General features: G+C 75.1%; 12 protein-coding genes. 4 read left to right on the top strand and 8 right to left on the bottom strand.

Annotation, left to right across the window (positions count from 1 at the left end; genetic code table 11):
- The 3 genes from ACZ6TV_RS07410 to ACZ6TV_RS07400 all read right to left on the bottom strand — a co-directional run.
- Positions 1-1,117, bottom strand: a 1,117-nt coding sequence (locus tag ACZ6TV_RS07410) for an ABC transporter transmembrane domain-containing protein (protein WP_465296311.1), incomplete at its 3' end; no start/stop codon positions are given.
- Positions 1,110-2,795, bottom strand: a complete 1,686-nt coding sequence (locus ACZ6TV_RS07405; RefSeq protein ID WP_465296310.1) for an ABC transporter ATP-binding protein — start codon at positions 2,793-2,795, stop codon at positions 1,110-1,112. The genes ACZ6TV_RS07405 and ACZ6TV_RS07410, both read right to left, overlap by 8 nt.
- A 72-nt stretch (positions 2,796-2,867) precedes the next feature.
- The gene (locus ACZ6TV_RS07400; RefSeq protein ID WP_465296309.1) at positions 2,868-3,761 is read right to left on the bottom strand and encodes a DUF4437 domain-containing protein; all 894 of its coding nucleotides are present in this window, start codon (positions 3,759-3,761) and stop codon (positions 2,868-2,870) included.
- Positions 3,762-3,845: 84 nt separating this feature from the next.
- On the opposite strand from ACZ6TV_RS07400, the gene ACZ6TV_RS07395 reads away from it, so the two are divergent.
- Together ACZ6TV_RS07395 and ACZ6TV_RS07390 are read left to right on the top strand one after the other, a co-directional pair.
- Positions 3,846-4,403, top strand: a complete 558-nt coding sequence (locus ACZ6TV_RS07395; protein WP_465296308.1) for a TetR-like C-terminal domain-containing protein — start codon at positions 3,846-3,848, stop codon at positions 4,401-4,403.
- Positions 4,400-5,143, top strand: a complete 744-nt coding sequence (locus ACZ6TV_RS07390) for a maleate cis-trans isomerase family protein (RefSeq protein WP_465296307.1) — start codon at positions 4,400-4,402, stop codon at positions 5,141-5,143. The genes ACZ6TV_RS07395 and ACZ6TV_RS07390 overlap by 4 nt, the downstream gene beginning before the upstream one ends.
- A gap of 12 nt (positions 5,144-5,155) precedes the next feature.
- Here the strand turns inward: ACZ6TV_RS07390 and ACZ6TV_RS07385 are convergent, their stop codons facing one another.
- The 5 genes from ACZ6TV_RS07385 to ACZ6TV_RS07365 all read right to left on the bottom strand — a co-directional run bounded on the left by ACZ6TV_RS07385 (position 5,156) and on the right by ACZ6TV_RS07365 (position 8,987).
- Positions 5,156-6,037 (bottom strand): SDR family oxidoreductase, encoded by an 882-nt coding sequence (locus ACZ6TV_RS07385; RefSeq protein WP_465296306.1) that lies wholly within the window; start codon positions 6,035-6,037, stop codon positions 5,156-5,158.
- Positions 6,038-6,063: 26 nt separating this feature from the next.
- Entirely contained in the window at positions 6,064-7,440 is a 1,377-nt protein-coding gene (locus ACZ6TV_RS07380) for an FAD-binding oxidoreductase (protein ID WP_465296305.1), read from the bottom strand.
- A gap of 63 nt (positions 7,441-7,503) precedes the next feature.
- Positions 7,504-8,382 (bottom strand): fructosamine kinase family protein, encoded by an 879-nt coding sequence (locus ACZ6TV_RS07375; RefSeq protein ID WP_465296304.1) that lies wholly within the window; start codon positions 8,380-8,382, stop codon positions 7,504-7,506.
- Positions 8,379-8,510 carry a hypothetical protein gene (locus ACZ6TV_RS07370; RefSeq protein ID WP_465296303.1) on the bottom strand — a complete coding sequence of 44 codons (132 nt, stop codon included), beginning with the start codon at positions 8,508-8,510 and terminating at the stop codon, positions 8,379-8,381. The genes ACZ6TV_RS07375 and ACZ6TV_RS07370 overlap by 4 nt, the downstream gene beginning before the upstream one ends.
- Positions 8,511-8,537: 27 nt before the next feature.
- Positions 8,538-8,987 (bottom strand): MarR family transcriptional regulator, encoded by a 450-nt coding sequence (locus ACZ6TV_RS07365; protein WP_465296302.1) that lies wholly within the window; start codon positions 8,985-8,987, stop codon positions 8,538-8,540.
- Positions 8,988-9,053: 66 nt separating this feature from the next.
- On the opposite strand from ACZ6TV_RS07365, the gene ACZ6TV_RS07360 reads away from it, so the two are divergent.
- Both ACZ6TV_RS07360 and ACZ6TV_RS07355 read left to right on the top strand, forming a co-directional pair.
- Positions 9,054-9,440, top strand: a complete 387-nt coding sequence (locus tag ACZ6TV_RS07360) for a tautomerase family protein (RefSeq protein WP_465296301.1) — start codon at positions 9,054-9,056, stop codon at positions 9,438-9,440.
- 10 nt (positions 9,441-9,450) lie between these two features.
- Positions 9,451-11,049: a bifunctional AfsR/SARP family transcriptional regulator/alpha/beta hydrolase gene (locus ACZ6TV_RS07355; protein WP_465296300.1), complete on the top strand. Its 1,599-nt coding sequence runs from the start codon at positions 9,451-9,453 to the stop codon at positions 11,047-11,049.
- The last annotated feature ends 10 nt before the right edge of the window (positions 11,050-11,059 follow it).

Below are 11,059 nucleotides of genomic sequence, written 5' to 3'. Positions count from 1 at the left end.
AAGCCCTCGCGTCGGTGTTTGGCACCCCCTTTTGGTTGGCGCCGCACTCGCAACTCACCCCCCTCGTGCTGATTCTCCCCTCCGTCCTCCCCCCCCCCCCCCCTCCCCTCCCCCCCCCCCGCTGCGGCGTCTCGGTGGTCCGCAGCAGGTCCAGTACCCGGGCGAGGCCGACCTTCGACTCGACCATCTCGCCGACCACGTAGGTGAGCTCGTCGGCGGACCCGAACAGTTCCCGGCTGGCGAGGACGAACACGACGACGGCGCCGACGGTGAGCGCGCCGGAGGCGACCATGGAGCCGCCGGCGACGAGCAGCACGGCGGTGACGACGCCCTGCACGATCCAGGCGGTCTCCAGCCAGCTCAGCGACAGCTGGGTGCGCCGCACGGCCCGCTGGAACGCGGTGAGGTCGGTCTCGAGCCGGTCCCGCCAGCGGTCCTGCGCCCCGGCGATCTGCAGCTGCTCCCGTGCGTCGAGGCTTTCCTGGTACGTCGCGGTCACGGTCGCCTGCGCGGCGGCCTCGGCGGCGTAGGCGGGCTCGGCGGCGGCCCGGAAGCGGCGGCCGAGCAGCCACATCATCGGCACGAACAGCGCCGCGAGCAGCAGCGCGAGGGGCCACGAGTACACGAGCAGCACGACGGTGCTGAACACGACGTAGCCGGTGAGCGAGATGAGGTCCGGGACCTGCCCGCGGACGAACGCGGCGAGGTCGGCGATCTCGACCGTGACGCGTTGCAGCAGGTCGCCGCCGCGGTGAGTCTCCACGAACCGCAGCGGCGCGGTGCTGAGCCGCTCGACCGCGAGGTCGCGCAGGTCCCGTACGACGCGTTCGCCGGCCCGGACCAGCAGCACCTCGGCGAGGCGCAGCAGCAGCATCCGGGCGACGACGAGCCCGATGACGGCGCCGGCGAGCCACAGCAGCCGGTCCCGGTCGCGGGCCAGGATCGCGTCGACGGCGCCGCCGATCGCGACCGGCACGAGCGTGAACGCGAGCGTGGACAGCAGGTTCACCGCGACGGCCACGCCGAGCGTCACACGGTGCGGGCGCAGGTAGGGCCAGGCCCGGCGCAGGACCCGGTGCTGGTCCGGCTCGTCGGACAGCCGCAGGACGTCAGCCACTGATGCTCCCGGCGGTCACGGCTTCACGGGGGTCCTCGCTGGGGTCGAGGCTGATCAGGCGGTCGGCGCGGGCCATCATCTCGGGCCGCGACGTCGCGGCGACGACGGTCGTGCCGGGCGCCCAGCCGCGGAGCCGGTCGAGGATCGCGGTCTCGGTGCCGGCGTCGACGGCGGAGGTGACGTCGTCGAGCAGCAGCACGGGAGCCCGCCGCAGCAGGGCGCGGGCGAGGGCGATGCGCTGGACCTGTCCGCCGGACAGGGTGCTGCCGCGCTCGCCGACGAGGGTGTCGTAGCGGTCGGGGAGGCTGTCGACGAACTGGTCGACGGCCGCGACGTGGCACGCGGCGGCGAGATCAGCGTCCTGATCCGCGCCTTGGTCGATGCCGAGCAGGAGGTTGTCCCGGATCGTGCCGGACAGCAGCTGGGGACGCTGGCCGACGATGGTGATGGTGCGGCGCAGGTCGGCGAGGGCGGCGTCGCGCAGGTCGACCCCGCCGTAGGTGACGGCGCCCCCGGCCGGGTCGGCGAGGCGGGCGAGCAGCCGCAGCAGGGTCGTCTTGCCGCTGCCGACGAGCCCGGTCAGGACCACGAACTCGCCGGGCCGCACGCGCAGGTCGGGCAGGTGCAGCGGGGCCCGGTCGGGCAGCTCGACCCGGAGCCCGGCGGTGACGAGGTCGCCGGTCCTGGGCAGCGGGACGGGCTTGTCCGGTTCCCTGACCGCCGGTTCGGCCTCGAGCACCTCGGCGATGCGCCGGCCGGCGGTCCAGGCCAGGCCGATGACGCCGAAGCGGTCGGTGAGCGTGATGACCTGCAGGCTGAGCAGCGCCATCCAGGTGGTGAAGGTGACGAGGGTGCCGACGCTGATCCGCCCGTCGAGGACGGCGAGGCCGCCGGCGAGCAGCCCGACGGCGCTGGCGATGGCCGGCACGAACGGCGCGTGCGCGGACCAGCCGGCGGCGATGCGGGCCAGGGCGACGGTCTCGCTGGTGACCTCGGCGCTGCGCGCGTGGTGCCGCTGGACGAGGACCCCTTCGCCGCCGAGCCCGCGCACGGCGGTGCTGGCGGTCAGCAGGTCCTCGACGGCGTCGGCGCGGGTGGAGTGGGCCGCGGAGACCCGCTGGCTGGCCCGTTCGAAGCGCGGCGGGTACCAGAGGTTGACCAGGATCAGCACCGGCACGGTCGCCACCCCGACGACGGCGAGCGCCGGGTCGAGCAGCGCGACGACGACGACCGCGCCGCAGAAGCCGAGCACCCCGCTGAGCAGCGACGGTGTGCTGCGCAGCCAGGTGTGCACGGCCTCGGCGTCGCGGGTGCCGCGGGTGACGAGGTCACCGTGGCCGAACCGCCCGACGGCGGCGCGGTCCAGGCGCAGCACGGCGGCCGTGAGCCGGGCGACGAGCCGGTTGCCGGTGCGGGTGGCGCCGATCGCGGAGAACCAGCGCATGCCCAGCTCACCGGCCGTCAGCAGCACCGAGACGCCGAGGACGGCGCCGGCCCAGCCGAGCAGCTGCCCTCGGTCGCGTCCGGTGATGCCCTCGTCCAGCGCGCGGCCGAGGCACCACGGCAGCAGCACCAGGCCGCTCTGGTACGTCAGCCCGAACAGCCAGGCGACGAACATCCTGCCGCCCGTTTCGCGCAGCCCCCAGGTCATCAGGCCCAAGGCCCCGCGCTGCGCCACTGACACCCCTTCGCTGAATGAGTTAGGCCAGCCTAACCTATGCAACGATGGTTGTAGAGGGGGGTCGGGCCGTCACTGGTAGGTGGGGTCGCTCCAGCGGCCGACGCTGCGGGAGCGGACCGGCTCGATGAGACGCGGTGCGGCGCTGTGCGGAAACCCGGCCCCCCAGTTGGTGGCGTCGCCGTGCATCTGGACGCGGGCGTTGTCGGTGTACCAGTCGACGAGGTCGGCGTCGGAGCGCACGATCCACGTGCAGCCGGTCTCGGCGTCGGCGGTGAAGTCGCCGTGCCGGATGAGCGGCGGGCGCCAGAAGTACGTGCCGGGCCACATCTTGCCGAAGTTGTAGTCGAAGCCGCCGTCGAGGCAGTACGCCTCCTCGGAGCACGGGTGGTGCGCCAGGGGCACCTCCCGCCAGCCGGGCTTGGCCTTGATGAGCCGGGTGTAGAAGCCCGTCTTCTCGTCGCGGTGCAGCAGCTTGATGAACAGCCCCGGCACCGGCGTGCCGCCGAGGTCGAAGCGCATCGGGCTGCCGTCCTTGACGTCGATCCACGGCATCGCGGCGCTGTCCAGCACGACGAGCCGCTGGTCGGGGCGCACCGTGTCGCGGCCCTGGTCGGCGGGCTCGAAGGTCCAGTCGCCGTACTCGCGGAACAGCAGGATCTCGGTGCCCGCCGTGGCGGTGACCGGCGGGGTCCAGACGCCGGCGGGCGCGGTCCAGTAGCCCTCCGGGCCGAGCGTGACGTCGCCGATGACCACCCGGCCGGACAGCACGAACCACTCCGTGTCGGCGTCGTGCACCCCGGCGGGCCGCGACCAGTCGCTGGTGAACCGGACCTTCAGCGACGCCGACCCGTCCTCCTCGTCGTAGCTGAGGTTGCGTTGCTCTGCGGTGCCGGCGGCGTGCTGGAACTCCGCGACGTGCCGGATCAGGTCACGCTCGTCGACGATCTCCACGTGTGGGCGCATGGCGGCCTCCAGGGTCGGCGCTGAATTTCCGGTGCGGAATGTATCGCTTAATAGTTTCGCGTACAAGGTGTACCGTCAACGCTCGTGACCCGTCCCGGCCGGCCCGCCGGCCCCACCACCGACACCGAGACCCTGGTGCTCACCGCCGCCCTCCAGCTGCTGCTGGCCGAGGGCGCCGCCGCGCTGACCGCCCAGCGGCTGCACCAGGTCACCGGCGCGTCCCGCTCCACCGTCTACCGGCACTGGCCGACGCCCGGCGCCGTGCTCGCCGCCCTCATCGACGTCGCGCCCGTGCCGCCCGCCGCGCCGACCGGCGACCTGGCCCAGGACCTGCACGCCGCCGTCGACGGGCTGTGCGACCGGCTCCGCGACCGGCCCGTCGGCGCGTTCCTGCAGGCCCTGGTGGTCGCGGCGGCGACCGACCCGTCCGCGGTGCAGCTGCGGCACCGGTATGTCGGCGACCTGCTCGCACCGTTCCACACCGTGCTGCGCGCCGCCGGCGTCGCCGCGACGGACCGGGAGGACGCCGTCGCGGCGATCGTCTCGCCGCTGCTGCTCGACGCGCTGCTGCTGGACCGGCCCGCGGCTCGCACCCGGGCGCACCGCATCGTCGACACCACCGTCGGGAGGTTGTTTCCGTGACCAACGCCGTCGGACCCCGCGCCGTCTTCGGGGTCGTCGTGCCCAGCACCAACACCGTCGTCGAGCACGACTACTGGTCCGCACGGGTGCCGGGCGTCGCCTACCGCGCCGGGTCCATGTACATCCCGGACCCGGCGATGGCCGACGACGACGGCTTCACCGCGCTCCTCGGGCAGATCCGCGCCTCCATCGGCACCGCCGTCCGCGACGTCCTCACCGCCGAGCCCGACCGCCTGGTGATGGGCATGTCCGCCGAGACCTTCTGGGGCGGCGTGGAGGGCAACGCCGCGTTCGAGCGGCGCCTGCGCTCGCTGACCGGACTGCCCGTCACGACCGGTGCGAGCGCCTGCCGGGCCGCCCTCCGTGAGCTGGGCTGCCGGCGTCTCGCGGTGTTCTCGCCGTACCAGCCGATCGCCGACCGCGAAGTCGGCCGGTTCTTCACCGAGGCCGGCTTCGAGGTCGCCGCCATCACGGGCCTGCGCTGCCCGACCGCGCCGGACATCGCCAGGGTCCCCGACGACCGGCTGCGCGCCGTCGTCGCCGAGCTGGACGCCCCGGACGTCGACGCGGTCGTGCAGGTCGGCACCAACCTGTCGTTCGTCGCCCTCGCCGACCGCCTCGAGCAGGAGCTCGGCAAGCCCGTGGTCGCCATCAACGCCGCCACGCTGTGGCACGCCCTGCGCTCCCACGGGCTCGACGACCGGGTCACCGGCGCCGGACGCCTGCTGCGCGACCACTGACGCCCCGGGGACCTACCCGACGGTGACCGGCGGGGTGAAGGCCGGGGCGTGGTCGCGGACGAACGCGGCGACGTCGCGCGCCGGGCGGCCGGTGATCGCCTCCACGTGGCCGGTGGTGCCCGCGAACCGGTCGGCGCGGATGTAGCCGAAGACGCCGGCGAGGTGTTCGGCGAGCCAGTCCGGCAGGCCGGCACCGGCGAACCTGGGCCGCGCCTGCTCCTGCGTCAGGTCGACCGAGCCGACCGGGCGGCCGGTGACGGCGGTGATCGCCGCCGTGACGTCGCCGAACGTGACGGCGGCCGGGCCGGTGAGGTCGTAGGTGCGGTGCTCGTGCCCGTCGGTGGTGAGCACGGCGGCGGCAGCGGCGGCCACGTCCCTCGGGTCGATCATCGCGACCCTGCGGCCGTTCGTCGGCGCGTACAGGCTGCCGGTGTGCGCGACGCCTTCGGCGACCATCAGCAGGTTGGTCATGAAGAACGCCGGGCGCAGCACGACCGGCGGGACGCCGCAGCGGTGCAGGTGCGCCTCGACCAGGCCGTGCCAGCGGAACACGGGCAGCGGCGACGCCGGGTCGGCGTGCATCGCGGACAGCTGCACGATCTGCCGGACCCCGGCCGCCGCGGCGGCGTCGATCACCGCGGTCTCGTGGGCGACCTTCCGCGGCCCGTCGGCGGCGGTCAGGTACACCCGGTCGACGCCGTCGAGCGCGCGGCGCAGCGACGCCGGGTCCTCGAAGTCGCCGGCGAAGCGCTCGACGTCGCGCCCGACGCCGTCCAGGGCGGGACCGGCGGGATCGCGGACGAACGCGCGGACCTTCGCCGCCGTCGTCCGCAGCTCGCGCAGTACGTGCGTGCCCACGCTGCCGGTGGCGCCGGTGACAAGGATGGTGGTCATGGTCGTTGCCTCTCGGTCGGGGCCGGTCAGGCCGGCGGGATGTTGTGGTTGAGGTGGAAGACGTTGCCGGGGTCCCAGGCGCGCTTCACGGCCCGCAGCCGGGCGTGGTTCTCCGCGGTGAACGCGGTCGCCGTCTTCGTCCGGTCGGTGAGCAGGGTGAGGAACGAGCCGCCGGTCGCGTGCGGCGCCAGCCTCGCCGTCAGCCGGTCGAGCTCGGCGTCGGCGGCGGTGCGGTCCGGCGTCGGGTACGGCGCGACCGCCATCACGGAGAACGGCACGTCGCGGTGCCCGGCCGGCCCTGCGCCGGGTCCCGGGTCGGCCATCGCGCCGCCCCAGTGCCGCAGCTCGACGAACGCGAGCGGCGAGTCCGGGGACCCGGCCTCGACCATGGCGTGCAGCGCCGCGTCGGGCAGCTCGCGCAACAGCTGGATCTCCTGCCGGTTCGCCATCGGCGGCGCGTCCGGGCCGTTCGTGGCGGCGCTCGCGTCGGGGAACGTGCGCATCGCGAACCCGTCGACCAGCGCCGGCCCGGCCGCGTCGAGCAGCGGCGCGAGGGCCCGCCGCCCGTCCTCGGCGCCGCCGTGGTGGAAGGCGCGGACGGCGAGGACCCGCCGGCCGCGGAGCCGTTCGGGCACCGACGGCGCCGGCGGCAGGCGCATCAGCAGCACGGCCGTGTTCATGCCGGCGGGCTCGCCGGGCGCCCATTCCCGGTAGGCGGCGAACGTGTCGAGGGCGCGGTCGGCCGGGTACAGCGACATGCCCGCGAAGACGCGCGGCACCGGGTACAGGCGGAACTCCAGCGACGTGACGATGCCGAAGTTGCCGCCGCCGCCCCGCAGCGCCCAGAACAGGTCGGGGTGCTGCCGCGCGGTGGCGGTCACGACACGGCCGCCGGCGGTGACGACGTCCGCGCCGACCACGCTGTCGGCGGCGAACCCGAACGTCCGCGACATCCATCCCTGGCCGCCGCCCAGCGTGTACCCGGTGACGCCGACCGTCGCGCACCGGCCCGCCACCCCGGCCAGGCCGAACGCCGCGGCGGCCCGGTTGACGTCCTGCCACAGCGCGCCCGGGCCGACCCGGGCCACCCGGCGGGCGGGGTCGATGTCCACACCGGACAGTGCGGAGGTCTTCAGCAGCAGCGCGCCGTCGGCGGCGACCACCGATCCGTGGCCGGTCGCCTGGACCGCCAGCGGCAGGCCGTGCTCCCGGGCGGTGAGCAGCGCCGCCGGCACCGACGCCGCGTCCTCGGCGGCGGCGACGATCGCCGGCCGCGAGTCGACGGTCCTGTTCCAGCCGAGCCGGTGGACGTGGTACCCGTCGTCGCCGGGCGCGAGCACCTGCCCGTTGAACCGGCGTTTCAGGGTGCGGATCGCCGCGGTCGTGATGTCGTACGTGGTCATGCCGGGGACGTTAGGCAGTCCCGCGCGGGGTCCGGATGTGGCCGGGATGCGGTCCGGATGTGGTCAGGTCCGCCTGCGGAACGGTTTGACGGTGGCGCGGATCAGGTCGGCCGCACCCCAGTCGTGGTCGAGCTGCGCCACCACGGCGAGGTGCTGCCGCAGCTGGATGATCGGCATGCGGTCCCGCCAGCCGGTGTCGAGCGAGGTCAGCTCCGCGTAGACGGCGAAGAACCGCCGCGCCTCGGGCGGCGGCGAGGCGGACCACATGTGCGCGAGGTCGACCTCGGCCCACGTGTAGGACACGGCCGGGTCGATCAGTGCGGGACGGCCGTCCGTGGTGGACATGACGTTCGACGCCCAGAAGTCGCCGTGCGTCAGGCAGGCCGGCCGGTCCGGCAGCAGCTCGGGCAGCCGGTCGCACAGCCGCTCCAGCGCCGCCCGGTCGCCCGGGTCGAGTGCCGCCACGACGCGCGGCTCGGTGAGCCACCGCAGCAGCCGGTGCTGCGCGAAGAAGGCGTGGCCGTCGTCGTGCCACGTGTTGACCTGCCGGCGCCGCCCCAGCCAGTTGTCCCGGTGCCAGCCGAACCGCGGGTGCGTCGTGCCCAGGTGCAGGCGGGCCGTGCCGTGCGCGACCTGCTCCCAGAACCGCTCGTCGCCGGGCCGCGGCCGCAGCACCGACAGCACGAGCAGGTCCCGGGCCGCCAGGATCACGTCGGGCGTCGCCACGCCGCCGCCGTGCTCGCGCAGCGCCGCCAGCCCGTCGGCCTCCGCGACGAAGACGTCGTCGCCGGGCGCGTCGTCGAACGCCTTGACGAACACCGGTGGCGCGTCCCGGCGGGTCGCTATGCCCGCGAGCGCGGCGAGGCCGCCCGTCACCGGCTCCACCGCGACGACGTCGCGCATCCCGGCCCGGCGCAGACCGTCCAGCAGCGCCGCCGTCACCGCGGCTCGCCGATCACTGCGCGCACGCCGGCTTCCAGCCGGGAGCGCAGCGCTTCCGGGACCTCGGCCGCATTGACCAGGATCCCCTGGAGCCGGTCCGAGGAGGGCGCCTTCGGCCGTCTCGTCATGGCGCAGAGGCTACCGCGCCGCCGCCGTCATGCCGGTTGCGGCGGGGGCGTGACGGCGGCCTCGTACCTGAGCAGCGTGTCGACGAAGGTGCGCTGCTCGGTGGGGGTCAGCGGGGCGAGGGCCGTGCGCCAGGCGTGGGCGCCCGGGGCGAGCCAGGCGGTGATGGCGGGACGGCTGCCGGGGTCGATGTCGATGATGCGGCGGCGGCGGTCGGCGTCGTCCTCGCGGCGGACCAGGATGCCTTTGCGGCTCAGGTCGCTCACGATCAGGCTCACCGTCGTGGGCTCGACGCCCAGCGCCGCGGCGAGCTGCGAGACGGTCTGCGGGCCGTCGAGCAGCAGCAGCGACAGCATCGACAGATGTCGCGGCGCCAGGTCGAGGGAGCGCAGCTGCTCCGGCACCGGCAGCCGCTTGACCCGGCCGACCATGCGCGGCATCACCAGCAGCAGCTCCCTGACCGCGTCGTCCGTTGACATCCGAACGCCCCTCCAATAGCTTTGCAGTCAAAGGTAATTTGTGATCAGACGTTCGTGGAGGATCGTATGCCCCACCTCGATGTTCACGTGCTGGAGCGCGACCTGGCCGGGCGGGAGACCGCGCTGATCGAGCGGCTGACCGACGCGGTCGTCGCCGTCTACGGGGAGTGGGCCCGCGACATCGCGGTCGTGCGGCTGATCGGGCTGCCGCCCGGCCGGTGGGGCATCGGCGGCGTGCCGGCGGCGGCGCCGGCGCCGAGCGTCACGTTCGGGATCCGGGAGGCCGCGTTCGACCGGCCCGACGCCGGCGAGATCGTCGCCCGGCTCGTGTCCGGCGTGACCGACGCCGTCGTCGACGTGTTCGGGGAGCAGGTCCGCGACGGCGTCACGGTCGAGCTCGTCGGCACCCCGGCCGGGCGCACCGGCATCGGCGGCAGGGTCGTCACGACATAGGCTGAGGCCCGTGATCGTGCGGGTGCTGGGGACCGCGGGCGTCAGCGCGCCCGCCGGCGAATCCGTGCCCCGGCTGGAGCGCAAGGCCCGCGAGCTGCTGGCCGTGCTCACCGTCCACGCGCCCGCGGCCGTGACCCTGGACGAGCTGGCCGGCCTGCTGTGGGACGACCCGCCCGCGTCGGCGGACAAGACGCTGCGCGCGCACCTGTCGCGGATCCGGGCGGCCGGCGCCGGGGTCGAGCGGGTCGGGCACCGGGGCTACCGGCTGGCGGTGCCGGTCGCCGAGACCGACGTCGGGATCGTCGCCGCCGCCCGTGCACGCGCCCGCCGCCTCCTCGCCGACGGCCGGCCCGACGTCGCCGCCGCCGTGCTCGCCGAGGCCCGGGCGCTGTGGCACGGCGACCCCGACCTGCCGGGCACCACGGCGGCGGCCGCGCTCACCCAGGGGTGGCGCCGGGAGCGGCGGCTGCTCGTCCAGGAGCACCTCGCCTGCGTCGTCGCCGGTGACGAACCGGCCCGGGCGATCGGCGAGCTGGAGCGCCTGACCGCCACGGATCCGCTCGACGAGCCGCTGTGGGTGCTCTACATCCGCGCGCTGCACCGGCTCGGCCGGCAGACCGAGGCGCTGGACGCGGTGGCCGCCGCGCGGGCCGCGCTCGCCGAGGTCGGCCTGTCACCCGGCGGGGCGCTGCACGACGCGCAGGCGGCGGTCCTGGCCGGCGCCCCCGCAGCCGCGCCGCCGCCGGTCGCCGCGGCACGCTCCGGCGGCCCGGCCGTCCGCTACGCGACAGGCGGGGGCGGCGCCACGGCGTACACCAGCATCGGACGGGGCGGCGGGGACCTCGTCGTCCTGAATCCCGCCATGCTCACCATCGACGGGCTGCTCGACGAGCCGCGGGCGCGGGCGGCGCTGGACCGGCTCGCCGAGCACTCGCGCGTCCTGTGCTTCGACCGGCACGGCATCGGGCTGTCCGACCCGCTCGAGGGGCACCGCGCCCCGCTGGACCAGTGGGTCGACGACGTCGCGCAGGTCATGGACGCCGCCGGCGCCGAGCGGGCCGACCTGTTCGCCAACTTCGACACCGGGCTCGTCGCCCTGGCGTTCGCCGCCCGGCATCCCTCGCGGGTCCGGTCGCTCGTGCTCGCGCAGTGCTACGCGACCTACACGCGGTCGGCGGACTACCCGTTCGGGCTGGACCGCGCGACGACCGAGACCCTCATCCGCGACTCGGTGACCCCGTCCGGCCACGGCCTGGACACCGTGGCGCAGGCCGCGCCGAGCGTCGCCGGCGACGACCGCTTCCGCGACTGGTGGAACCGGATCGGCCGGCGCGCCGCCAGCCCGGCCACCGCGACCGCCGTCCGGGCCGTCGCCACCGGCACCGACGTGCGCGACCTGCTCGCCGCCGTCAGCGCGCCCGCGCTGGTCCTGCACCGCCGCAACTGCCTCAACGTCGACGCCGGCCACGCCCGCTACCTCGCCGCCCACCTGCCGGACGCCCGGCTGCTGACCGTCCCCGGCACCGACGCCCTCTGGTTCACCGACACCGCCGACCTCCTCGACGCGGCGATCGCCTACCTCGTCGACCGCCGAATGAAAGGCTCGTGAACGGATCCCG

The organism is Dactylosporangium sp. NPDC051087 (assembly GCF_055586325.1).
Note: the sequence above shows the minus strand (reverse complement) of the source record. Positions and strands in the feature narration are given on the sequence as shown.

Bases quoted from the DNA above. Each gene is read 5' to 3' on its own strand.
- ACZ6TV_RS07400 (WP_465296309.1), bottom strand. From the start codon at position 3,761: ATGCGCCCACACGTGGAGATCGTCGACGAGCGTGACCTGATCCGGCAC.
- ACZ6TV_RS07385 (WP_465296306.1), bottom strand. From the start codon at position 6,037: ATGACCACCATCCTTGTCACCGGCGCCACCGGCAGCGTGGGCACGCAC.
- ACZ6TV_RS07380 (WP_465296305.1), bottom strand. From the start codon at position 7,440: ATGACCACGTACGACATCACGACCGCGGCGATCCGCACCCTGAAACGC.
- ACZ6TV_RS07370 (WP_465296303.1), bottom strand. From the start codon at position 8,510: ATGACGAGACGGCCGAAGGCGCCCTCCTCGGACCGGCTCCAGGGGATC.
- ACZ6TV_RS07365 (WP_465296302.1), bottom strand. From the start codon at position 8,987: ATGTCAACGGACGACGCGGTCAGGGAGCTGCTGCTGGTGATGCCGCGC.
- ACZ6TV_RS07360 (WP_465296301.1), top strand. From the start codon at position 9,054: ATGCCCCACCTCGATGTTCACGTGCTGGAGCGCGACCTGGCCGGGCGG.